This window comes from Streptomyces sp. NPDC051776 (genome assembly GCF_040681345.1).
Classification (GTDB): domain Bacteria; phylum Actinomycetota; class Actinomycetes; order Streptomycetales; family Streptomycetaceae; genus Streptomyces.
Window position 1 is genome coordinate 87,888 of sequence record NZ_JBFAYQ010000008.1, and the last position, 22,586, is coordinate 110,473.

Consider the following 22,586-nt stretch of genomic DNA (forward strand, 5'->3'; position numbering starts at 1 on the left):
ACGGTGGCTGTCGTGCCCGCCCCAGGGTCGTCCTCCGGCCCTGGGGCACCTCAGCCCGCGGGGACGGACAGCTCCAGCTCGCGGTCGAGCTCCTGCTCCCGCGCGGGACGGGCGGCGAAGGGGCACTGCCATTCCGCGGGCTTGGGGCGGCCCGAGTACCGGCGGGCCTCGGAGAGCTCCTCGTACTCGTGCAGATTGGGGTTGATGTCACCCTGCAGCTTGATGTCCTGCTTGCGTATCTTCTCTGTGAGCCGGTCCCACATCCCGGCGCCCTTGATCCGGTTGAACTGCTCGTGCGAGTTGAAGGCCAGCATCGGGAAGGGAGGGCGGCGCCCCCACCGGCGGTGGGTCTCGTGCAGGCCGATCACGAAGAAGGGGTGACCCGCGACGCTGAAGGCGAATTCCCGGGATTCGGGGTCGGACGAGTAGCCGTCGGCCCAGTGATGATCCTCCGCGTCCTCCTCATGGAGCAGCTGCAGCTGCTGCCAGAGGAGCTCTTCGAACCGGAGCTCGTCCACGCCGCGCGGCCGCTCGAAGGTCGCGACGAAGCTGGTGAACGTCCGGGCGCTCCAGTCGGCCCCGGCGACGAACTCAGCCAGATCGGCGGCCATCAGCCGCGCCGACGACTCGCACCCCAGCAGGTGGTAGTGCCGATGCATGATGCCCCCACGCCGCCAGGCGGAGCGCCCCGCCAAACAGGAGAACTTCTCCCCCAGAATGAACGCCTCGACCTCACCACGCGCCCTCGCAGACATGGCCAGCCTTCCTTCCACCTACGTGCCTCCTCGAAGGGAGATCATCTCCTTCTCGTGTCCATGACCACCCGCCCCGCCAGCAATGACCCGGGGCCCCGCGGGCAGCGTCGACGGCACTCTCGCCGTGCGCAGGGAGGGGCCCCGTCCGCTGAAGACTGGGGAAGGTCCGTGGGTGATTGTGACGGCCCGAGGCCGATCAACGAAATTCCCAGGTGAGCGCCATGATGACAGCACGACGGTGCGGCGGGGAATGGACCCCGGACGGCGGCTCCTTACGCCCTTGAGCGATCATCACGTGGGGCCCGCCGATGGCGTCTCCCCCCGCTCCCGGTCTTCGGGTGAATTGGACCGCAGGGCGTCAGGTACTGGCGTCAGGTACTACTGCCGCCGCGCGCCGGTGGCGACCTTGGCGGCCCAGCCGACGAGCGGCAGCTGCAGAGGCAGCCGTGCGTACGCGGCGGCCTTCAGCAAGGGGGGCTTGTCGCGCCAGTCGTATGCCATCCGGATGTTGGCCGGGAAGACAGCGACGAAGAAGCCCGCGGCCGCCAGGCCGCTCGCCCGGCGGGTCCGAGGCGCCGCGATGCCTGCGGCGAGGGCGAGTTCAACCGCGCCGCTGATGTGCGTCCAGGTTCGTGCGCGCCCCGGGAGCGATCGCGGCACGATCGCGTCGAACTGCCCGGGTGCCACGAAGTGCGCGACGCCCGTGGTGGCGAGCAGAGCGGCGAGCAGCGGCGCGGACCGAGGCGTGGCGGGCAACGGGGACCTCCGTGTGCGGTGGGCCGGGTGTGACCACGCATTATTACCGCGGGGTAGTAATCGGCGCCAGAGCCGAAGCGGGCGAATGCTGCGTACTGTTGCACGGCTCTCGCTCCACGGGGCGGGAAGCGCGGCAACCGGGCGGCGCAGCCACGCCGCGTATGGATGCAAACCTCAGAGGGTTACGGGAGGTGGGGGTGCGGCCGACCCATGGAACACCTGGGCCCGATCCGGGCGTTGTCGACGCCATGGGGTGACCATCGGCCACCCGATGGTCAGACATGTCCCTGCTTCGACCAGGAAGTTCCATGTCCCGTTCGCGCGCGGCCTGCGTCGCCCTCGCAGGCGCGCTCGTCGTCGTGCTCGTCGGCTGTTTCTCCGGCGGCGGTGACGGGGCAGCCGACAGAAATGACCACCCGGAGCGAGTCGTACACGGCGACCGGCGGGACACCCACGCCTCGCTCCCCGGAGAGCCCCTCTGCGGCCCCGGAGACGTCCTCGGCGAAGCCGTCTCCGCGCGGGACCGGGGAGCCTCCGCGCGATGCGGGCGGTGGCCGCGTCAACGGCCGCGCAGGGGTTCGGAAGCTCCTGAAGAATGCGGGGTGATCCCCAGTCAGGTGACCCCACGTCAAGCTGCGGACATGCGGGCGCACTTGGACGCCACGCCGGACGCTCCGAAGCCTCATACCTGGACCGCCCTGGTGACAGGCTGTGCCTTCGGTGGCACGCTCATTCCGGACGTGCCACTACGTGATCGACCGGGTGACGGGATTCGACCGCATCATGCGGGCCCTTGCAAGAGGACCGCCGCAGAAGGAGGCGCCGAGACGTGAGCTTCTGGGAGTACCTGGGCACCCGCTACCAACAGTTGCTCGTGGACGCCTACCAGCACGCCAGCGCCGTCTTCCAGTGCATGGTCGTCGCCACCCTGCTCGGGGTCCTGATCGGCGTCCTCACTTACCGCACGGAGTGGGCGGGAAACCTCGCCATCACCACGACCGCGACCATTCTCACCGTCCCCTCCCTGGCCCTCATCGGCCTGCTCGTCCCGCTCGTCGGCCTCGGTGTCGCGCCGACCGTCATCGCGCTGACGCTGTACGGACTGCTGCCCGTGGTCCGCAACGCGGTCGTCGGGCTGCGCGGGGTCGACCCGGCCCTCGTCGAGGCGGCGAAGGGTATGGGGATGTCGCGGTCCGCCCGGCTGCTCAGGGTCGAACTGCCACTCGCGTGGCCGCCGATCCTCACCGGCGTCCGGGTGTCGACCCAGATGCTGATGGGCATCGCGGCGATCGCGGCCTTCGCCTCCGGGCCCGGGCTCGGCAACCAGATCTTCCGCGGGATCTCCAGCCTGGGCAGCGCCAACGCACTCAACGAAGTCCTGTCGGGGACGCTCGGAATCGTCCTCCTGGCCCTGCTGTTCGATGCCGGATACGTGCTGCTCGGACGACTCACCATCTCACGGGGGATCCGTGGCTGAACCTGCCGAAACCGAAACCGCCGAACCCACCGCCCCGCCTTCCGCTGCCGCCGCGCCTGCAGGGTCGGCCCGAACGGCCGACGCCGCCGGAACGACCGGATCCGCCGGCTCCGGCGCCGGCGCGAGTATCCGGCTCGACCATCTCACCAAGCGCTACCCGGACAGCCCCGCTCCGGCCGTCGAGGACGTCTCCCTGGACATCGCGGCAGGCGAGACCGTGGTCCTCGTGGGACCCTCGGGCTGCGGCAAGAGCACCACCCTCAAGATGATCAACCGCCTGATCGAGCCGACGTCGGGGCGCATCACCATCGGCGGCGAGGACGTCACCGGCATCGACCCCGTGGCGCTCCGCCGCACCATCGGCTACGCCATCCAGGCCGCGGGACTCTTCCCGCACATGACGGTGGCGGAGAACATCGCGCTCGTACCGAAGATGGCCGGCTGGCCCCGGACGAAGGTACGGGACCGGGTCGAGGAAATGCTCGATCTGGTCGGGCTGGATCCCGCGGAGTTCCGGGGCCGCTATCCCCGCCGGCTCTCCGGCGGCCAGCAGCAGCGCGTCGGGGTGGCGCGGGCACTGGCGGCCGACCCTCCCGTACTGCTGATGGACGAGCCGTTCGGGGCCGTCGACCCGATCACCCGCGAGCGCCTCCAGGACCAACTGATCCGGTTGCAGCGGGAGTTGCGCAAGACGATCGTCTTCGTCACCCATGACTTCGACGAGGCGGTCAAGGTCGGCGACCGGATCGCGGTGCTGCGCGACCGGTCGCACATCGCCCAGTTCGCCACCCCGGAGGCCATTCTGGCGCGCCCGGCCGACGACTTCGTCGCGGGGTTCGTGGGCGCGGGTGCGGGAGTGAGGCGACTGAACCTCAGGGGCCTACGGGAGGTGGAACTCGCCGACGTCCCGACCGCCACCGCCAACGACCTGCCGGCGACCGTGCCGGCCCTGCTCGACGCCACGAACCCCGGCTCGCGCTCCGGCTCCGACTCGCGCTCCGGTTCCGGTTCCGGTTCCGGTTCCGGTTCCGGCGACCGCGTACTGCTGCTGGACGGGAACCGGCGCCCGCAAACCTGGCTGCGGCGCGAGGACCTGACGCGCGCCCTGAGCGCCCAACCCGCCGCGGAGGCACTGCCATTGCCAGCGGGCACCCCGGTACAGAGCCGGATCGGGCTGGACGCGACGCTGCGGGACGCACTGGAGGCACTGCTGGCCGACGGCGCGGGCCCGGTCGTGGTCACCGGGCAGGACGGCGCGTACATCGGCGTCGTGGACATGGCCACGCTGCTGAAGGCGATGAGCGGAACACCGGAAGAGCGGGGCGCGGAGGAGGCTCGGCGTACCGGCCGGGGTGAGCCCGCGTGAGCCGGAGCGAGGTCGGCGTCGGGGCGGGCGTCGGGGCCGATGGCGGTTCCGCTCCCGAGGCCGATCACGAGGTCGGTCACGAGACCGCTCCCGAGGCTGCGGCAACGGGCGGGCCCGCCCGCCGGCCCGTTGTACGCGGTCCGGTCCCACCCGACCGGCTCCCGCCCCGTATCACCTGGCAGAAGCTGGTGACGGTGCCCGTGTTCGTCGCGGCCGCCCTCGGTGCCACCGCGCTCTATCTCAGTACCACCGAGCTGGACTCGATCGCCCGGAACGCACTGTCCGGCGGTGCGGTGCGCACCGCACTCCTCCAGCAGACCGAACTCGTCGCGATCTCCACCTTTTTCGTGCTCCTCATCGCGATCCCGCTGGGAGTGGCGCTGACCCGCCGCAGCCTGCGCCGCGCTGCCCCGCCGTTCGTCGCAGCGGCCAACATCGGGCAGGCGACCCCGGCTCTGGGGCTGCTGGCGCTGCTGGTGATCTGGCTCGGCATCGGCCAACGGGCGGCGCTCGTCGGCATCGTGGCGTTCGCGGTGCTTCCGGTGCTGAGCAACACCGTGGCCGGGTTGAAGTCGATCGACCCCTCGCTCGTGGAGGCTGCGCGGGGCATCGGGATGTCGCCCCTGCTCGTGCTGTTCCGGGTCGAACTGCCGCTGGCCGTACCGCTCATCCTGGCGGGCGTACGGACCGCGCTGGTCCTCAATGTCGGCACCGCGACGCTGGCGACCTTCGGCGGGGGCGGAGGTCTCGGCGATCTGATCTCCTCCGGCATCACCAACCAGCGCATGCCGGTTCTGGTGCTCGGCTCCGTGCTGACGGTCGCGATGGCGCTGATCGTGGACTGGCTGGGCATGCTCGTCGAGATGTGCTTGCGCCCGCGCGGCCTGGAGGTGGACTGATGCGCCTGGGGCGGGAAGGGCTGATGCGTATGTTCCGGGTACGGGCGGCCGTCGCCGGCGCGAGCGCGCTGCTGATGGCCGCCGCAGCGCTGAGTGGCTGCGGGCTGACCAGCGGCAGCCCGCTGGCCGATTCGGTGCGGCCCGGCTCGATCGGCAAGGAGCAGCCGCTGAAGGGCGCCCAACTGACCGTGACCTCCAAGGAGTTCACCGAACAGATCATCCTGGGCCAGATCATGGGGCTGGTCTTCAAGGCGGCCGGCGCGGAAGTCCTGGACCGGACGAACATCCAGGGCTCGATCGGCGCCCGCGAGGCCGTCAAGTCCGGTGCGGCGGACGGGATGTACGAGTACACGGGCACTGCCTGGATCACGTACCTCGGACACACAAATCCGGTGGTCGACCCGTACGAGCAGTGGGAGACCGTACGCGACGAGGACCGCCGCAACGGCATCACCTGGCTGCCCGCGGCCCCGCTCGACAACACGTACGCGCTGGTCGCGAACCGGGCGAACGCGCAGAAGTACGGGCTGCGGACCCTCTCCGACGTGGCGCGACTGACGAGGAAGAACCCCGCCGCGGCCACGATCTGCGGCGGCAGCGAATTCGCGGTGCGCGAGGACGGCCTGCCGGGCGTGGCGAAGAAGTACGGCTTCAAGCTCCGGCCCGGCAACTTCAAGAAGATGGACGACGGCGTCGTCTACACCCAGGTCGCCAAGGGCGCGGCGTGCACTCTCGGGGTGGCCGCGACGACCGACGGCCGCATTCCGGAGCTCAGGCTGAGGGTGCTGGAAGACGATCGGCACTTCTTCCCCAACTACAACGCAGCACCGGAGATGAACAGCGCCACGATGAAGAAGTACCCGGCCATCGCCGAGGTCCTCGCGCCGATCACCGAACGGCTGACGGGGGCGGAGGCTCAGCGGCTGAACGCGCGGGTGGACGTGGACGGCGAGGACCCGCACGAGGTGGCGAAGGACTGGCTGGTGCGGGAGGGCTTCATCCGGGAGGGCTGAGGACCGCCCGCGGCCCTTACCAACTGCGTACGGACGGCCCGCGGCCCTTGGCCGCGCACGGCCGGCCCTCGCCCGCTCCATACGGACGCCCTCCCTACTGCGCACACCCTTGCGTACTGCATATGCGCGGACACACCCTGTCATCGCAGCAGAGTTCCGCCGCCCCGCCCACACATCGCCTCAAAGACACGGCCGCTCCGGCGCCGCAGGAGGCGCCCGGCCGTCGGATCTCGCCGCGATCGCACAGCGCGCGCGTTCCGGCTGCTCGTGATGCACTGGAGTACGGGAGGTGTGTCGTGTCAGGTCGCGTCGGCAAGACCCGCAACATCTTTCTGGTGTGGCTCATCTGGCCGCTGATCACTCTGGGCATTTATCACCTGGTCTGGTACTACAAGATCAATCGCGAAGCCCAGGACTTCGATCAGCGGATCGAGGCCAATCCAGTGGTGTCCGTACTCGCCATCACGGTGGGATGGCTGGTGATCATTCCCCCGTTCATTTCGGTCTACAACACCGGCCAACGCATTGCCCGGATGCAGCGCTCGGCGGGGATGGAACCTTCGTGCAATCCCTGGATCGGTCTCATCCTGCTGATCGTTGCCGCCCTGCACCCGCTCTACTACCAGTACGAGCTGAACCGGATCTGGGCTCACTACCAGTACCCCGCAGAGGGCGAGCAGGTGACGCTGGCGGCCTGAGGGGTGCGGCGACAGGCCCCGAAGCCCCCGCTGACATCAGGCCGTCGCCCGATTTCCCAGCCCCCCTTGCATGGGAGGGTCCGGTGAGCTGCGGTCAACGAGCCGGGATGAGCTGCGGTCAACGAGCCGGGGATGGCGTCCGGAACGGCTCGGACTTCGTCATGTGACTGCGAAGAACGGGCCCAGAGCTCTCGGCGCCCAGAGCTCTCGGCGCTGGGGCGATTCGTGCGGCGGTCGTCCCCGCAACCGGAGGATCTTGACCCGGCGCCCACTTCCGCCCCCACAGCACGCTGCGCCCACCCGCGCAGCCGGCCGGGCCTCCGACGCCGGTCCGTCATCGGTCCCGCCTTCCCGGACAACAGTGAGGCGTTAGTCGAGGGTTAGCCGTGCGTCAACGCAGGTCGGCATGGTTCCAGGTGTACCCACCAGCACCTCCGCACGAGGAGACCGCGCCATGCCGTCCACTGCCATCAATCGTCGAAGCTTCCTGAGCATGGGCCTCGGGTCACTGGCTGCGATCGGCGTAGCGGGCTGCGGCGTGATCCCCGGCTCCGGTTCATCCGTGGACGGCGGCGGGTCCGACGGGCCGAGGTCGAGGATACGGCCGATCGGTGACGGCTCGACCGCCGACACCGGTCCGCAGCCCCACCAGCCGAGGCCCGAGCGGCTCGAACCGGGCCAGACGCCACCGCAGTTCGTGGTCTTCTCCTGGGACGGCGCGGGCGAGGTCGGCAACGGCCTCTTCCCCCGGTTCCGCAAACTCGCCCGGAATCACGGCGCCTCCATGACCTTCTTCCTTTCCGGGCTCTACCTGCTGCCCGAAGCGAAGAAGCGCCTCTACCGGCCGCCCAACAATCCCATCGGTGCCTCGGACATCGGCTACCTCACCGACGAGCACATCCGGATGACCCTGGAGAACATTAGGCTCGCCTGGCTCGAGGGCCACGAGATCGGAACCCACTTCAACGGCCATTTCTGCGCCGGTTCGGGCTCGGTGGCCAACTGGAGGCCGGCCGACTGGCAGTCGGAGATCGAACAGGCCATGTCCTTCGTCACGGAATGGCGGACGAACACCGGGTTCAAAGACCTCGACCCGTTGCCCTTCGACTACGCGAAGGAACTGGTCGGGGGCCGGACGCCCTGTCTCCAGGGGCAGGACGACCTTCTGCCGACCGCCAAGCGGCTCGGCTGGCGCTACGACGCGAGTTCGCCCGGCGGCCATCAGGTCTGGCCCACCAAGAAGCAGGGCCTGTGGGATCTCCCGCTCCAGCAAATACCCTTCCCGGGCCGCAGCTTCGAGGTCCTCTCCATGGACTACAACATGATGGCCAATCAGTCGCAGAACGCGACGCAGAGCGACCCGTCGAAGTACCCGGCCTGGGAGAAGCAGGCCCGCGATGCCTACATCGAGGGCTTCCAGCGCGCATACGAGACCAATCGGGCCCCGCTGTTCATCGGCAACCACTTCGAGCAGTGGAACGGCGGCATCTACATGAACGCGGTCGAAGAGGCGCTCAAGCACATGGCGGACGAGAGGCGGAAGGACGTGCGCCTGGTCTCCTTCCGGCAGTTCGTGGAATGGCTCGACGCCCAGGACCCCAGGGTGCTGAGGAAGCTGCGCGGACTGGGACTCGGCCAGGCGCCGACGGGCGGCTGGAAGGCGTATCTCTCGACCGCCTGAGAATCTCCGCCGCTCTCTCGACAGCCTGAGAATCTCCGCCGCCCCCAGCCGAACGGAAGCCCCGCACAGCCCCGTTGGGACACCTTGCGAGATCCACGTGCCTAGGGATGCGCATACCCCAGCGTCCTCGACAGCCGCTTGCCTGCCGCCACCACCGCGTCGATCACGGGCGGCAGTGCCTCCGGCGGCAACCGGACGGTGGGCGCCGAGATGTTGACGGCGGCCACGGGCGTCCCGCGGAAGTCCAGTACGGGTGCCGCCACCGCGGTCAGACCGGGCTCGTGCTCCTCGGCGGACACCACGTAACCAGCTCGCCGTTCCTCATGAAGCCGCTCCAGCAGGGCGGGGACTGTCCGTGGCGCGCGCTCGCCGCCGGGCAGGCTTTCTCCCGCGGTCGCGAAAAGGGCCGCCACCTCGTCGTCGGAGAGGCCCAGCAGCAGGGCGCGCCCGGAGGAGGTGCAGTTGAGGGGTGACGTCTGACCGACCCTCTCGTGAACCTGGAGTGTGCGTGCGGGGCGTTCCGAGAGCACCGTCACCACGGCGTTTCCGGCCAGCGAGGTGAGATGCGCCGCCTCGCCGAGCTGCTGGACGAGGGCGCGCAGCACGCCGGGGGCCTCGTGCCGGAGGGGATTGTCCTCGGCGGCCGCGGCGAGGGCGAAGAACTGCCAGCCCAGCCTGTACTCCAGCGTCCCCGGGTCGCGCACCGCGAAGCCTTCCTCGGCGAGGACTTTCAAGGTTCGCGAAACCTGGCTCTTCTCCTTGCCGATCGCGTTCGCCACCTCCTGGACGCGCAGCGGTCCTTGGCCCAGAGCCCGCAGGACGTCCAGTGCGCGCTGCACGCTGCTGAGGCTGTCGTTGCTCATGGGTGCCACTGTCCAAGATCCGTGTGCATAGCGCAACTCAGGTTGCCGTATGCGCCCCTAAGCCTCTAGGGTCGATCTGCATGTGTGGCATAGCTGCGATTTATCACCAGTCCTCCAAGGATTCCGATCCCCTCCATACCAGCGCCGCGGGCCGATCGATGCTGGACGGCATCAGGCACCGCGGCCCTGACGACAGCGACCACTGGTCCATCGGGCGTTCCGCCTGGCTCGGCCATACACGTCTGTCGATCGTCGACCTCGACGGTGGTCGTCAGCCCCTGGGCACCCCGGGCGGCTGGGCGCTTGTCTGCAACGGCGAGATCTACAACCACGCCGATATCCGCGCCGAACTCGGAGAGGCGTCCTTCACCACCTCGTCCGACAGCGAGTCGGCCCTGGCCCTGCTGAAGCGGCACGGCCCGTCCGCCCTGGACCGCCTCCACGGCATGTGGGCCCTGTGCGCCGCCGACACCGACGGCCGGTTCGTCGCGGCTCGCGACCGGATCGGCATCAAGCCCCTGTACTGGGCCCGCCAGGATGGCACCGTCCGGTTCGCATCGGAGCTGCGGGCCTTCCCGCCTGACGTCCAGAGCGCCGTGGAGGCTTTCCCTCCCGGCTGCTACTGGACGCCGGAGAGCGGCGTCGTCCGGTTCGCCGTACCTGTCACGCGGCCGGCCGAACCCGCCGAGGACTGGCAGCACTTGGCCCCCGAGATCGCCGAGAAGGCCACGCACGAAGTTCTCGTCGACTCCGTGCGACGGCACCTCATGGCGGACGTCGACGTCGGCGTCTTCCTCTCCGGAGGCCTCGACTCCAGCCTCGTCGCCGCCATCGCCGCCCGCGAGTACGCAAAGGCGGGCGCACGGCTCAAGACCTTCGCCGTGGGCACGGCGACCTCTCCCGATCTGCTGGCGGCCCGCGAGGCGGCGGCATTTCTCGGCACCGAGCACCACGAGGCGGTCTTCGATGCGGAGCAGGCAGCGGCTGTGCTCGAGGAGGTGGTCGCGTCAGTCGAGTCGTTCGACGCCAGCCTCATCCGCAGCGCGGTACCCAACTGGTTCCTCTCGGAACTGGCCTCGCGACACGTCAAGGCAGTGTTGACCGGTGAGGGCGCGGACGAACTCTTCGCCGGGTACGACTACTACCACCGCGCGCACGCCGATCCCACCGAACTGGACGCCGAGTTGGCTCGCACCATCGGCAACCTCCACGGGCTGAACCTCCAGCGCTGCGACCGCGTGACCATGGCACACGGCCTCGAGGCGCGCGTGCCGTTCCTGGACGCCAAGGTCATCATGCACGCCATGTCCCTGCCGCCGGAGATGAAGGGGCTCGAACCCGACGGCATGGAGAAGGGACACCTGCGACGGGCGTTCACCGGCTGGCTGCCCGAACACCTCCTATGGCGCCGCAAGGAGCAGTTCGGCACGGGAAGTGGTGCACAGGACGTACTGACACCGCCACTGGGCGCACCGGTGAGCGAGACCGAACTCCGTGCGGAAGCACCGGAGGTGGAGCTGCGGTCGGCCGAAGAGCTCGCCTACTACCGGGCGTTCCGGCGGGCGTTGCCGTACGTGCGACCTGAGGCGGTGCTGACGCGGTTCGCCACGGCGTGACGTCCGCGCCGGGGTGAGCCGGCGGCCGGCCCGGCCCCGGGGTCTCCTCCAGCTCCGGCCGTAGCCGCGGCACCGACGGACGATCATCCGCAGCCAACGCTGCTCAACTGCCGCCCCGGGGAGCGGGAGCCGCTCCCCGGGGTCCGCACGCCCTCATGCTCCCGCGCCTGTTCGTCGTGAGCTTTCAGTGGGGCTGCCGCTTGCCGGGGTAGCGAGCGGCGAGCCTGGCGAGGGCCACTGCGCCGAGGAGCAGCCCGAAGTCACGCAGCGCCACGTCGTAGTGGCCGGGGATGGTCAGCAGGTTGACGATGATGCCGGCGAGCCATCCGGCCACCAGCCAGCCACCGAAGCGCGGGGCCAGGGCCACGGCGACGCCTGCGACGATCTCGATGACGCCCACCGCGTACATGGCGCCCTGGGCGCTGCCCGGAACGATGTCGTCGATCCACGGCGCGAGATAGGCCGGCCAGTCCGTGAGCAGATTGGCGAACTTGTCCAGCCCGAACAGGATCGGCGCCACGGCGAAGCCGACGCGAAGGATCATGAAGGCTTGGTAGCCGGGATCGGCGAGCACGGCCTGGCGCGGAGTGACGGATGTGGTGCTTGTGCTTGCGGACGCCATGACACCCTCCTTCTATTGACAACTTTCACCATCGATAGAACCGCGCTCTCCTTCTTAAGTCAATGGCTGCGGGTTTTACACTGGTGTTCGTGGACCACACGAAGGAGTCACCGGACGCGGACGTCTCCGCCATCGCGGCGCTCGACGAGCCGACCCGCAGGAGGCTGTACGACCACGTGGTGCGCCAGCCGGGTCCGGTCAGCCGCGACGAAGCGGCCGCAGCTCTTGGCCTGGCGCGGCAGACCGCCGCGTTCCACCTGGACCGTCTGGCCGAGGAATCCCTTCTCGACGTGATCTACGAGCGGCGGAGCGGGCGGTCAGGGCCGGGTGCGGGCAGACCCGCCAAGCTGTACAGGCGCTCGACGACACAGGTCTCCGTCAGCCTGCCGCAACGGCGCTACGAGCTCGCCGGCCGACTGTTCGCCCAGGCCGTGGAGGAATCCGAGCAGACGGATGAGCCCGTGCGCTCAGTGCTGCACCGCAAGGCCCGGGATCTCGGCAGACACCTGGGCGGACAGGACACCCCCGACGTCTTCGACCTGCTTGAGCGATACGGGTTCGAGCCACGGCACGAGGCGGACGCCATCGTTCTGGGCAACTGCCCCTTCCACGCGCTGGCGCGCGAGCACACCCAGACGGTGTGCGGGATGAACCTGCACCTGCTGCACGGGGTGCTCGAAGGACTGGGCGACAGCAGCCTGAAGGCGTGCCTGGCGCCTTCCCCCGACCGGTGCTGCGTCCGCCTGGAGCCCGCCGACTGACCCGGGCACACGGACGCGCGCCTCACGCACCGAGCCCCGCGGGACCCGCCGACGCCATCGACGCGGCCCGGACGGACACAGAACGAACCGGACGGACGCGGAACGAAACAGTCACCACCGCCACCGGGCCGAACCGCCAACGCGACCACCAGCGGTCCACCAACTCCGTCCGAGCGCTGACCCCTTCACTAGCACACGAAGAAGCCCGTCGACCTGGAGTTTCACTCCAACTCGACGGGCCCTGTGCACCGTCGGGACGACAGGATTTGAACCTGCGACCCCTTGACCGCCAGGCAACCCAGCGGTAGCCGTGCGTTGGGAACGACCTGCCGCTGACCGGCGCCGCGCGTCCGCAGGCGTCCATGGGTGTGCGTGAGTTTCCATGCCCGTTGTCACGCAGTTCGTCACGCAGCGAACCACAGGAGCCACGACGGGGCTTGCGTGGGTTGGTTCCCCTTGCCGGTCGGACAACTGGGCACGGGCTGGTGACACCGCTTTAGGAGCGAGTTGGGGCGACCCGGGGTGTGTCCTGCGGAATCCCTACCTTGGTCGCAGTCCGGCCGCTGTGCCGTTGTGAACCCCGATTCCCCCTGGCTTCCCGTCCGTTCTGGCACGAGAGTGGCACGGCCTTCGCGGTCTTGTGGGCCGCCATGATCCGGGTCAAGACTCCACCTCATGGATGGGGAGGCCGGCTTCCCCCTCCTGCACTGCTGGGCGGAGGCCCTGGAGCGGCACTTCCCGGCCCTCAACTTCCCGATCCCGACGGCACACCGAGTAGGTCTCTGTTGTGCTGCCGGGATCTCGGTATGGCGAAAGTCCTGTGTCCCGATCGGCTGCTCGGGACACAGGCCTCTGGGGCCAGCAGGTGGTGAGTGCGCCCACCGGCTGGGGTCTTGCGGGCTCCCCCGCGAAGACCTTGGGCTTCGTGCAGCGAGGGGCCCGGGGCAGGGTTTCACCTGGCTAGGCCATTGGCGACCCCGCGGGGGCGCTCCGCTTGCTTGCGCCCGGCTCCCGGCGCTGAATCCGCGGCACCGGGTCAGTGTGGAACAGCTGCTGTGCCGGGGTGGTTACCCGTTGATCGTGGCGATGTTGGTGGAGTGGTCGACGGCGACGCACTCGGCCTTGGTGCGGCTGCCGGTGGCGGTGAGGTTGAGGTTGTTGGGGTTGGCGCAGGTGTTGTTCTGTCGGCCTTCTTGCGCAACGTTCTGCTGGAAGAGGTCGGCGGTGGCTGAGCCGCCGGCGGCCTTGGCTCCTCCGCCGATGTCCGCGGTGTAAAGGTTGGCGGAGTGGTCCGCCGTCTTGCAGCTCGCCTCCGAACGGCCTCCCTCCACTGTGATGACCGTGTCGTTGAGGTTGTTGCAGGTGTTGTTCTGTCGGCCTTCTTGCGCAACGTTCTGCTGGGAGACGGTGCCGCCTGTGCTGGAGCCGCCTTCAGCGCGGGCGCCACCGCCCTTGACGAGGGTGTGCTTGCTGAGCGAGTGGTCCCGGTTCTGGCAGCGGTCCTGCGTCCGCCCACCTCCGGACACCTCGATGTCGCCCGAGCGGTTGAGGTTGTTGCAGGCGTTGTTCTGCCGGCCTTCCTGGGCAACGTTCTGCTGGGAGACGGTGCCGCCTGTGCTGGAGCCGCCTTCAGCGCGGGCGCCACCGCCCTTGACGAGGGTGTGCTTGCTGAGCGAGTGGTCCCGGTTCTGGCAGCGGTCCTGCGTCCGCCCACCTCCGGACACCTCGAAGTTGCCCGATTGGCTGGGATTGTTGCAGGCGTTGTTCTGTCGGCCTTCCTGGGCAATATTCTGCTGGTTCACGCCGCCGCCTGTGCTGGAGCCGCCTTCGGCTCGGGCCCCGCCGCCCTTGACCAGGGTCGCCTTGCTGAGCGAGTGGTCCCGGTTTTGGCACCGGTTCTGCGTCCGCCCCCCGGTCACCTCGACGTCGCCGGTGGCGTTGGGGTTGTTGCAGGCGTTGTTCTGCCGTCCCTCTTGCGCAATGTTGTGTTGGTCAATGTCGCTGACGCTGGTTGAACCGCCTTCCGCGTGGGCACCGCCGCTCTTGATCAGGGTGTGCTTGCTGAGTGAGTGATCCCGGTTCTGGCAGCGGTCCTGCGTCCGCCCACCCTCGGTCACCTCGAAGCTGCCAAAGCTGCTGGGGTCGTTACAGGTGTTGTTCTGCCGGCCTTCCTGCGCAATGTTCTGCTGGTTAATGCCGCTGTCGCTGGATGAACCGCCTTCCGCGTGGGCACCGCCGCTCTTGATCAGGGTGTGCTTGCTGAGTGAGTGATCCCGGTTCTGGCAGCGGTCCTGCGTCCGCGTCCCGGTCACCTCGAAGGGAAAGGTTTGATTGCGGTTGTTGCAGGCGTTGTTCTGCCGTCCCTCTTGCGCAATGTTCTGCTGGTCGACGTCGGCGGCCGTGCTGGAGCCGCCCTCAGCGCGGGCACCCCCGCTCTTGATCAGGGTGTGCTTGCTGAGTGAGTGGTCCCGGTTCTTGCACCGATCCTGCACCCGCCCGCCCCCGGTCACATCGGGTTCTGTGTTGCTGAGGTTTGTGCAGGCGTTGTTCTGGCGCCCCTCCTGCGCGATGTTCTGCTGTCGCACGGTGCCGGCTGTACTGGAGCCGCCTTCTGCCCGGGCGCCGCTGCCCTTGATGAGGGTGTGCTTGCTGAAGGAGAAGTCCTGGTCCGAGCAGTGGCTCTCCACCCGGCCGCCTTCCACCGTGATGGGCGACTCGTTGGGGTTGTTGCAGGTGTTGTTCTGCCTGCCGCGCTGGGCGGTGTCCTGCTGAATCAGGCTTGCGGTTGCCGAGCCACCTTCAGCGTCTGCGGGCCCGTTGTGGATGGGGGAGAACGCGGTGAGGGAGCCGTCGGTGGTCACGCACCGGCCTGTTGCCCGGCTGCCGGTGAGCGAGATCTCCTCATCCTCTGTGTTGGGGTTGTTGCAGTTGTTGTTCTGCCGTGCGGACTGCGCAACGTTCTGCTGGAAGAGGCTTGCTCCCTCCCCGGTGGCGGATCCTCCCTGCGCCCGGGCCTTCGCCCGCCCCCCGTGGGCGGGGTCGTCCTCGGCGGCCTTCGCCTTCCCTCCATGGGCGGGGCCGTTGTCGGCGTATGCCGCCCCGGATCCTGCTACGCCCCATCCGCTGACTGCCAGGACCAGCATGGTGGCTGTCGCGATCTTGTGTGCCCGCACCTGGGTGCCTCCTTGTGCCTACGAGAAAGATGAGTGATGTTCCAAGCCATCTCCGTTCCTTGAACTTCACTGCGTGCCTTCCGTCATGGGCGAAGGTTGTGCATCACCCCAACAGCCCATCCACCTCACGCACTGCTACGGGACCTCAGCGCCGACGATGTAGACAAGTGGCTTGCCAGCAAGGCCAAGACCCACAGCACCCGGACCCTGCGGCTCATGCACTCGTGTCTCAACCGCGCGGTGAAAAGGGCCATGGCCAGGGACAAGGTCAAGCGCAACGTCGTGGAACTCTGCTCTATCCCGCGAGGTTTGGAGGGGCGGCCTTCCAAGTCGCTTACGTTCAACCAGGCTGAGGCGGTGCTCATCGCGTCGGAGCGATCGGCGCTGCACGCGTACATCGTCGTAGCCCTGCTCACGGGCGCGCGCACGGAGGAACTGCGGCCGATGACGTGGGCCCACGTTGATCTGGAGGGAGACCCGTCGGCGTCTCCCGTGATCCCGCCCCACATCGCTGTGTGGCGTTCTGTGCGAGCCGGAGGCGACACCAAGACGCGGAAAGTCTCGGCGCACGCTCGCGCTTCCGGAGCGCTGCATACAGGCGTTGCGAATGCACCACGAGCGCCAGGGGTGGCAGCGTCTCGCCGCAGGCGACCGCTGGCAGGAACACGGGCTGGTGTTCACCTCGGCCGTAGGGACTCCCCTGGACGCCGCGAACGTCCGCCGGGCGTTTCGCCAGGCGATCAAGGGTGTGGACGGTCTGACCCCGGCGGAGTGGACGCCGCGCGAGCTGCGCCACAGCTTCGTGTCGCTGCTCTCGGACCGTGGCGTTGCCCTCGAAGAGATCTCGCGGCTTGTCGGCCACTCCAGTACGGCCGTCACCGAGGAGGTCTACCGGAAGCAGATCCGGCCCGTGATCCAGTCCGGAGCGGTCGCGATGGACCGCATCTTCGGCGGTGCCGCGGACCGACAGTCACGCAGTTAGTCACGCACACGCGTCAGGGGCGGTATCCCATGATGAGATATCGCCCCTGACCTGTGTCTGCACCGTCGGGACGACAGGATTTGAACCTGCGACCCCTTGACCCCCAGTCAAGTGCGCTACCAAGCTGCGCCACGTCCCGGTGCCCGTGCGGCTCGGGGCTGCTCCCGGCCGACCGCGCACGAGAACAATACCGCACCTCACCGCGTGGTCGGCCACCCCATTCCCCGGGCGGGGCACGCAGGAGGCGGCACGAGGGATGCGTGCGGCGACTCATGCGGCCGTCGGGCCCGCGCTGCCGGGCTGCGGCAGCCGGAATGTCCGCTTGACCTGAACCAAACTTGAGGTTGCACGCTCGCCTCATGACCACCACCAAAGAGCCCCGCGCCTACCGCTACTCCGACCTCCCCCGCCTCATGGCGCTGATGACCGGGGACGAGAAGCACGGGCCCGCGGCGACCTCGACGCTCGACGCGCTCTGGGTGCTCTACGACCGCGTGCTGCTGGTCTCCCCGGACACCGCCGACGCTCCCGGACGCGACCGGTTCCTGCTTTCCAAGGGGCACGGCCCGATGGCCTACTACGCCGTCCTCGCCGCCAAGGGCTTCTTCCCCGACCTCCCCGAGTCGCTGCTGACGGGGTTCGGGTCGTACGACTCGCCGCTCGGCCACCATCCGGACGGGACCCTCGTGCCCGGCGCGGAGATCGGCAGCGGTTCCCTCGGGCATGGGCTGCCCCTCGCCGTCGGCACGGCGCTCGGGCTGCGGGCACAGGGGCTGACCGAGCCCGCGGTGTGGGTGCTGATCGGGGACGCCGAACTGGACGAGGGCAGCAACCACGAGGCCATCGCCTACGCGCCCGCTGCCGGACTCGACCGGCTCCACGCCTTGGTGATCGACAACTCATCCGCGACCCACGGCTGGCCCGGCGGCATCGCCTCGCGCTTCGCGACGGCCGGCTGGGCGGCCATCACCGTCGACGGGCGCGATCACGACGCGCTGTACCAGGCGTTCACAGCACCGCACCCACGGCGCCCGCATGCCGTCGTGGCCCGCGTCGAGCCCAAGGACGCCTGACCGTCCCCGCCACGCCCCACCCCCGGTCGCACAGCCCGCCCGAGGAAAGTCGCACAGCCCGCCCGAAGAAAGAGAACCTGATGGACACCATGCGAGAGCGCTTCGCCTCCACCCTCTCCCGGCTCCTGGACGAGGATCCGCGTGTCGCGGTCGTCCTCGCGGAGATCGGCAAGGACGGCTTCGCCGAGGCGGAACGGAGGCACCCCGACCGCGTGATCAACGTCGGCATCCGCGAGCAGCTCCTCATCGGCACCGCCGCCGGGCTCGCGATGACCGGACTGCGGCCGGTCGCGCACACCTTTGCGAGCTTTCTCGTGGAGCGTCCTTTCGAGCAGGTCAAGCTGGACTTCGGACACCAGGACTCGGGCGGTGTGCTGGTCAGCGCGGGGGCCTCGTACGACTGGCCCGCGGGCGGCTACACGCACATGGCGCCCGGTGACGTGGCCCTTCTCGACACGCTCGACGGCTGGACCGTGCACGTCCCCGGCCATCCCGACGAGGCCGAAGCCCTTCTGCGGCACGCCGTGGCCGCCGACGACGACAAGGTGTACGTACGGCTGTCCGTACAGGAGAACGCCGTGCCCCGGCCCGTCACCGGGGACGGATACCTGACCGTACGGCGCGGGCGCGAAGGAGCGGTCGTCGCCGTCGGGCCCATGCTCGACAACGTCCTGGCGGCCGTCGAGGGCCTGGACGTGAGCGTGCTGTACGCGCCCACTGTTCGTCCCTTCGACAGCGTCTCCCTGCGGACCGTCCTGGGCGCCCGCGCCGACGTCGTGCTCGTCGAGCCCTACCTCGCGGGCACGTCCTCCGGCGCAGCGGGCGATGCGCTCGCCGCCATCCCGCACCGGGTCCTCGGACTCGGTACGGCACGGCGCGAGTTGCGCCGCTACGGCACCATGGAGGAGCATCTCACGGCGCAGGGACTCGACCCCCGCGCGCTCCGCCAACGCATCACCGGCTTCCTCGCCCCTGCCGGTGCCGCGGCCTGATCAGCCAGGGGTCCGTCCCCGACGAGGCCGTTGACGTCGCCACGCACAGCGCGCCCCGGTCCGCCGAGGCGCGCCCGGCCCGGGGACCTCGGGAGCCGCCTCTACGTCGTCGGCGTCTCCTCCCCCTCCGCCGCATACGCCTCGGCCAGTCTGCGCGGCGCCGTCAGGCGCCAGGCGTCCAGAAGGATCGCCGCGAGTTCCTCCGCGTCGTCCAGCGCGGCGAGCCGCACCCTCAGCCAGGGGAAGTTCTCGTCGTGGCCCCCGCGCAGAAAGAACTTCTCCGGCTCGGAAGCGATCAGCTCCTCCCGGTCGTCGATCGGACACTTCACACCTATCGATGCGTCGTCGTCCGCCAGCGAGGCGAAGATCTTCCCCTTGACGCGGAAGGTCGGCATGCCCCAAGCGAGCTTCTCCGCCGTCTCCGGCAGTGCGAGTGCGATCCTCCGGGCGTCCTCTGCAGTGGTGCCCATCCCCCGGCCTCCGTTCTCAGCTGTGGCTGCGGCTGATCCCGCGGTGGGTACGCACGGCTCCCCTCGGTCCGGAGGCCCTCCCCACTGTCACCGACCGTAGCCCGCCCCACTGACAACCGCGCCTGCAGCACCGCGAACACGGCCGGGCCGAGAGGCAGGGAAGCCGGAAGGCCGCGGGAACGTGGGGAAGCGGAGAGGCGGGGCGCGGGGCCGTCAGGACGCGGGACACGGAGAAGCGGGCCGCCGGGACGCGGAGAGGCGGGGACGCGGAGAGGCGGGGACGCGGAGAGGCGGGAAGGCGGGGACGCGGAGAGGCGGGGACGCGGAGAGGCGGGGACGCGGAGAGGCGGGGACGCGGGCCGCAATGCCAGGGGCCGGAAGGCCGCGGGTCTCGCGGCCGCAAGGCCGGGGAGGCGGGGAGCCCGGGAGCCGGGGAGCCGGGGAGCCGGGGAGCCCGGGAGCCGGGGAGCCGGGGAGCCCGGGAGCCGGGAGGCAGGAAAGCAGGGAGCCGGAGAGCAGGGGTAGGTGCGCGGCTCCCCGCGCACCGGTACCACCGGCCGCCCGGCGCTCAGATGTGTTTGTCGATCCAGGCCAGCAGGTCCTGCTGCACTTCATCCCGATTCGTCTCGTTGAGGATCTCGTGGCGGGCGTCCTCGTAACCCTTCCAGCTCAAGTCCTCGGTGCCGAGGTGGCGGAAGTCCTCCAGCAGCTCGTACACCAGCGTCATCCGTTGGTTGCAGGGATCCTCCGTGCCGACCGCGATGTGGACCGGGAGCCGGGCCGGGATGCGGGCGAGGTTGCGCGGGTCGTTGATCTTGCGGGTGGCGCGCACCCAGTCGAGGGCCAGACCGGCGCTGAACGCGAACCCGCACCGCTCGTCCTCGGCGTACGCGTCCACCTCGCTCGTGTCGCGCGACAGCCACTCGAAGCCGGTCCGGTGTTCGTACGGGTCGTTGAACGAAGCGAACAGATCCGGGATGAAGGAGGACAGCGCCGCCCTGCCGCGCTCCGCGATCTCCCGCTCCAGCGCCGCGATAGCGCTCTCCGTCTCGGCACCCGGCAGCGAGCGGAAGGTGCCGGAGAGGATGAGCCCGGAGAGCTCCTCCCCGTACTCCTGCGCGCAGTCGCGGGCGAGCATCGAGCCGAGGCTGTGCCCCAGCAGGATCAGCGGCGCGCCCGGGTGCTTCGCGCGGGCCCGGTCCCCGATGGCCTTGAGGTCGGCGACGATCGCACGCCATCCGTCGTCGCCCGCGACGCCGTAGCCGCCGGTCGCGGGGGCTGTCGCGCCGTGGCCGCGGTGGTCGCAGGCCACGACGGCGTAGCCGTGCGCGGCCAGGAAGCGGGCGAACCGGTCGTAGCGCAGGCCGTGTTCGGCCGCGCCGTGGGCGATCTGGACGAGGGCGCGGGGCCGGGCACCGCCCGTGGGCAGCCAGGTGTACGTGGCCACGCGGACCCCGTCGGGAGCCTCCACGTAGCTGGTGCGGTACGCCGTGCCGGTTCCGGCCGCGCCATCGGTCCGCTGCGTCATACGGCTCGCCTCCTGGTTGGGGAATCCGCTCGTTGTCCCCGGGCCGGCGGACACTGCGGGCAACAGCCGTCCCGCGCGCTCAGGGGCTGCCGGTCCGAGCCGGCCACCGCGGTGGCCCTGTGGCCTTCACCGGAGCGATGGGCGGTGACGGCGAGGCCGGCACGCCGACAGCAGCCGAGGACGCCCATGAACGGATCGGTCACGGGCCATGAAGCTATGCACCGCCCGCTCCAGCGTCAACAGGACCTTCCCGTACGCCCAGAGCGTGCTGACGGTGCATCAGGCCTTCCGACGTGCCGTCGGAGGCCCTCATCCCGCCCGGAGTTCAGTGGTGACCGGCGGCCGTGCCGGTGGCCGCTGGTAATCTCCCGGGAAGAGGGACCGAGGAGCTCCCGGATTCCCCGCGACGGCCACGGCGGCAACCGGGAACACTCCCCGGTTGTCTGTGGGGCCCTGCTAGGGTCGGCCCATGGCGGGGACCGCGCCATCGACACCACCACGAGACGATCTGCATCCGGATCGGCCGCGGCAAGGAACGGGGCACCGTACGGGCCGATGCGGCGACCGAGGACCTGCTGTGCGTCCCCGCCGCGCCGCGCAATCCCGTACCGGGGTCGCGGCCGCCCCCGACGGACGGCGCCGTATTCTCGCCATCTTCCTGGACGGCCTGCGACCCGGTGCCGCCCACCCGCTCCCCGCGCGGTCCCTCGCTCTCCGGCCGGACCGCCGGAGCCCCGGGCGGACTGCGCACCGACCGAACGGGACAGTTGCCTTGCGCGAACCGCTCACCATTGCCGTAGCCCAGCCGCCCTGCGCGTCGTACGACATCGTCGGAAACGCCAAGGCGCACGCCGAGGCCGTGCGCTCGGCCGGCGCCCGGGTGATCGTCTTCCCCGAACTCTCCCTCACGGGATACGAGTTGGAGGCCGAGGCGATCACGGCCGACGACCCCCGGCTGGACCCCGTCGTCACGGCCTGCGCCGAGACGGAGGCGTGGGCCCTGGTGGGCGCGCCCGTACGCGGCGAGGGCGGCGAGGCGCACATCGCCATGCTGGCGGTCGATGGGTCCGGGGCCACCGTGGCCTACCGGAAGATGTGGCTCGGCGAGACGGAGTCCACGTACTTCGCCCCGGGCGGCAAGCCGTCCGTGTTCGAGGTCGACGGCTGGCGGCTGGGCCTGGCGATCTGCAAGGACACGGGCATCCCGCGGCATGCGGCCGAGACCGCGGCTCTCGGCATCGACGCTTATGTCGCCGGCAGCGTGAAGTCCGCCGGTGAGTCGGCGCTCCAGGACGAGCGCTCCTGCCGTATCGCCACCGAGCACGGTGTGTGGGTTGCAGTGGCCAGCTTCGCCGGGTCGACGGGCGGGGGCTTCGCCGAGGCCGCCGGTCGTTCGGGCATCTGGCGGCCGGACGGGGTCGTTTTCGCGCAGGCGGGACCGGAGACCGGTGCCGTCGCACGGGCGACGCTCACCTGACGGCGGGGCGGCCGGAACCCGCCGGAAAGCCCCGGAACAGGAAAGCCACCGGAACGGCCGGAACCCGTCGGGGAGATGGAACCACCGGGAGAGCCCGTACGTCGGACGACCGGAGCGACGACGGAGCGTGCGGCATCACGGCGTATCGAGGGCGGATCGAAGGCCGATCGAATGCGGATCGAAGGCGGATCGAGGGACGTCAACTCCCGTACCCACGAACCGCCCACCGCCAGCGCCGGCCGGCGGGCTCCCAGCGCCGGGTCACCGCCCCGTACCGCCGGGACCGGCCCGCACGGCTACCGGTATCGGCGCAAAATCCACCAGGACGGCGCGGCAGTCCGTTCACCCTCGCCCCCGGCTGATGCAGGCTGTGGCACGGACCCA

The 22,586-nt window shown here is 69.8% G+C and carries 19 protein-coding genes, 1 tRNA gene and 1 pseudogene; 12 read left to right on the forward strand and 9 right to left on the reverse strand.

Annotated features, from left to right (window positions below):
- Positions 1-50: 50 nt before the first annotated feature.
- The 3 genes from gntA to AB0M26_RS09345 form a co-directional block, all read right to left on the reverse strand.
- Positions 51-755, reverse strand: a complete 705-nt coding sequence (gene gntA / locus AB0M26_RS09335; protein ID WP_365257050.1) for a guanitoxin biosynthesis heme-dependent pre-guanitoxin N-hydroxylase GntA — start codon at positions 753-755, stop codon at positions 51-53.
- A gap of 378 nt (positions 756-1,133) precedes the next feature.
- The gene (locus tag AB0M26_RS09340) at positions 1,134-1,511 is read right to left on the reverse strand and encodes a hypothetical protein (RefSeq protein WP_365257053.1); all 378 of its coding nucleotides are present in this window, start codon (positions 1,509-1,511) and stop codon (positions 1,134-1,136) included.
- A 275-nt stretch (positions 1,512-1,786) separates the two neighbouring features.
- A complete protein-coding gene (locus tag AB0M26_RS09345; protein WP_365257056.1) occupies positions 1,787-1,966 on the reverse strand; it encodes a hypothetical protein in 180 nt (59 codons plus the stop codon).
- A gap of 374 nt (positions 1,967-2,340) precedes the next feature.
- Between AB0M26_RS09345 and AB0M26_RS09350 the strand changes: the two genes are divergently transcribed.
- The 6 genes from AB0M26_RS09350 to AB0M26_RS09375 all read left to right on the forward strand — a co-directional run bounded on the left by AB0M26_RS09350 (position 2,341) and on the right by AB0M26_RS09375 (position 8,645).
- Positions 2,341-2,988 carry an ABC transporter permease gene (locus AB0M26_RS09350; protein ID WP_365257059.1) on the forward strand — a complete coding sequence of 216 codons (648 nt, stop codon included), beginning with the start codon at positions 2,341-2,343 and terminating at the stop codon, positions 2,986-2,988.
- Between the two features lie 127 nt (positions 2,989-3,115).
- Positions 3,116-4,354 carry an ATP-binding cassette domain-containing protein gene (locus AB0M26_RS09355; RefSeq protein ID WP_365257288.1) on the forward strand — a complete coding sequence of 413 codons (1,239 nt, stop codon included), beginning with the start codon at positions 3,116-3,118 and terminating at the stop codon, positions 4,352-4,354.
- Positions 4,351-5,253, forward strand: a complete 903-nt coding sequence (locus tag AB0M26_RS09360) for an ABC transporter permease (RefSeq protein ID WP_365257062.1) — start codon at positions 4,351-4,353, stop codon at positions 5,251-5,253. The genes AB0M26_RS09355 and AB0M26_RS09360 overlap by 4 nt, the downstream gene beginning before the upstream one ends.
- Before the next feature lie 23 nt (positions 5,254-5,276).
- A complete protein-coding gene (locus AB0M26_RS09365; protein ID WP_365257065.1) occupies positions 5,277-6,266 on the forward strand; it encodes a glycine betaine ABC transporter substrate-binding protein in 990 nt (329 codons plus the stop codon).
- A gap of 296 nt (positions 6,267-6,562) precedes the next feature.
- Positions 6,563-6,964, forward strand: a complete 402-nt coding sequence (locus AB0M26_RS09370) for a DUF4234 domain-containing protein (protein ID WP_365257068.1) — start codon at positions 6,563-6,565, stop codon at positions 6,962-6,964.
- 454 nt (positions 6,965-7,418) lie between these two features.
- Positions 7,419-8,645, forward strand: a complete 1,227-nt coding sequence (locus AB0M26_RS09375; RefSeq protein ID WP_365257070.1) for a hypothetical protein — start codon at positions 7,419-7,421, stop codon at positions 8,643-8,645.
- Positions 8,646-8,746: 101 nt separating this feature from the next.
- Here AB0M26_RS09375 and AB0M26_RS09380 read toward each other — a convergent pair whose 3' ends face one another.
- The gene (locus AB0M26_RS09380) at positions 8,747-9,508 is read right to left on the reverse strand and encodes an IclR family transcriptional regulator (protein ID WP_365257073.1); all 762 of its coding nucleotides are present in this window, start codon (positions 9,506-9,508) and stop codon (positions 8,747-8,749) included.
- Between the two features lie 80 nt (positions 9,509-9,588).
- On the opposite strand from AB0M26_RS09380, the gene asnB reads away from it, so the two are divergent.
- Positions 9,589-11,124, forward strand: coding sequence for an asparagine synthase (glutamine-hydrolyzing) (gene asnB, locus AB0M26_RS09385; protein WP_365257076.1), 1,536 nt, complete (start codon positions 9,589-9,591; stop codon positions 11,122-11,124).
- A gap of 184 nt (positions 11,125-11,308) precedes the next feature.
- Here asnB and AB0M26_RS09390 read toward each other — a convergent pair whose 3' ends face one another.
- Positions 11,309-11,746, reverse strand: a complete 438-nt coding sequence (locus AB0M26_RS09390; RefSeq protein WP_365257078.1) for a hypothetical protein — start codon at positions 11,744-11,746, stop codon at positions 11,309-11,311.
- 83 nt (positions 11,747-11,829) lie between these two features.
- Here AB0M26_RS09390 and AB0M26_RS09395 point away from each other — a divergent pair, with 83 nt between their 5' ends.
- Positions 11,830-12,507, forward strand: coding sequence for a helix-turn-helix domain-containing protein (locus tag AB0M26_RS09395; RefSeq protein WP_365257291.1), 678 nt, complete (start codon positions 11,830-11,832; stop codon positions 12,505-12,507).
- A 1,067-nt stretch (positions 12,508-13,574) separates the two neighbouring features.
- On the opposite strand, the gene AB0M26_RS09400 is transcribed toward AB0M26_RS09395, so the two are convergent.
- Positions 13,575-15,680 (reverse strand): hypothetical protein, encoded by a 2,106-nt coding sequence (locus AB0M26_RS09400; protein ID WP_365257081.1) that lies wholly within the window; start codon positions 15,678-15,680, stop codon positions 13,575-13,577.
- Positions 15,681-15,815: 135 nt separating this feature from the next.
- Here AB0M26_RS09400 and AB0M26_RS09405 point away from each other — a divergent pair.
- Positions 15,816-16,662: pseudogene (locus AB0M26_RS09405) on the forward strand (site-specific integrase); the annotation flags it as partial.
- A gap of 65 nt (positions 16,663-16,727) precedes the next feature.
- On the opposite strand, the gene AB0M26_RS09410 reads toward AB0M26_RS09405, so the two are convergent.
- Positions 16,728-16,801, reverse strand: a tRNA-Pro gene (locus AB0M26_RS09410).
- Between the two features lie 220 nt (positions 16,802-17,021).
- Between AB0M26_RS09410 and AB0M26_RS09415 the strand changes: the two genes are divergently transcribed.
- Together AB0M26_RS09415 and AB0M26_RS09420 are read left to right on the forward strand one after the other, a co-directional pair.
- Positions 17,022-17,735 (forward strand): transketolase, encoded by a 714-nt coding sequence (locus tag AB0M26_RS09415; RefSeq protein ID WP_365257083.1) that lies wholly within the window; start codon positions 17,022-17,024, stop codon positions 17,733-17,735.
- Between the two features lie 80 nt (positions 17,736-17,815).
- A complete protein-coding gene (locus AB0M26_RS09420) occupies positions 17,816-18,727 on the forward strand; it encodes a transketolase (protein ID WP_365257086.1) in 912 nt (303 codons plus the stop codon).
- A 101-nt stretch (positions 18,728-18,828) separates the two neighbouring features.
- Here the strand turns inward: AB0M26_RS09420 and AB0M26_RS09425 are convergent, their stop codons facing one another.
- Both AB0M26_RS09425 and AB0M26_RS09430 read right to left on the reverse strand, forming a co-directional pair.
- Positions 18,829-19,197, reverse strand: a complete 369-nt coding sequence (locus AB0M26_RS09425) for an MmcQ/YjbR family DNA-binding protein (protein ID WP_365257089.1) — start codon at positions 19,195-19,197, stop codon at positions 18,829-18,831.
- Positions 19,198-19,765: 568 nt separating this feature from the next.
- On the reverse strand, positions 19,766-20,725 hold the full coding sequence (locus AB0M26_RS09430) for an alpha/beta hydrolase (RefSeq protein WP_365257092.1): 960 nt from the start codon (positions 20,723-20,725) through the stop codon (positions 19,766-19,768).
- A 772-nt stretch (positions 20,726-21,497) separates the two neighbouring features.
- Here AB0M26_RS09430 and AB0M26_RS09435 point away from each other — a divergent pair.
- Entirely contained in the window at positions 21,498-22,202 is a 705-nt protein-coding gene (locus tag AB0M26_RS09435; protein WP_365257095.1) for a carbon-nitrogen hydrolase family protein, read from the forward strand.
- Positions 22,203-22,586 lie beyond the last annotated feature (384 nt).

Coding starts and splice junctions, on each gene's coding strand:
- gntA (WP_365257050.1), bottom strand. CDS start 755: ATGTCTGCGAGGGCGCGTGGTGAGGTCGAGGCGTTCATTCTGGGGGAG.
- AB0M26_RS09365 (WP_365257065.1), top strand. CDS start 5,277: ATGCGTATGTTCCGGGTACGGGCGGCCGTCGCCGGCGCGAGCGCGCTG.
- AB0M26_RS09375 (WP_365257070.1), top strand. CDS start 7,419: ATGCCGTCCACTGCCATCAATCGTCGAAGCTTCCTGAGCATGGGCCTC.
- AB0M26_RS09380 (WP_365257073.1), bottom strand. CDS start 9,508: ATGAGCAACGACAGCCTCAGCAGCGTGCAGCGCGCACTGGACGTCCTG.
- asnB (WP_365257076.1), top strand. CDS start 9,589: ATGTGTGGCATAGCTGCGATTTATCACCAGTCCTCCAAGGATTCCGAT.
- AB0M26_RS09390 (WP_365257078.1), bottom strand. CDS start 11,746: ATGGCGTCCGCAAGCACAAGCACCACATCCGTCACTCCGCGCCAGGCC.
- AB0M26_RS09415 (WP_365257083.1), top strand. CDS start 17,022: ATGACCACCACCAAAGAGCCCCGCGCCTACCGCTACTCCGACCTCCCC.
- AB0M26_RS09420 (WP_365257086.1), top strand. CDS start 17,816: ATGGACACCATGCGAGAGCGCTTCGCCTCCACCCTCTCCCGGCTCCTG.
- AB0M26_RS09425 (WP_365257089.1), bottom strand. CDS start 19,197: ATGGGCACCACTGCAGAGGACGCCCGGAGGATCGCACTCGCACTGCCG.
- AB0M26_RS09430 (WP_365257092.1), bottom strand. CDS start 20,725: ATGACGCAGCGGACCGATGGCGCGGCCGGAACCGGCACGGCGTACCGC.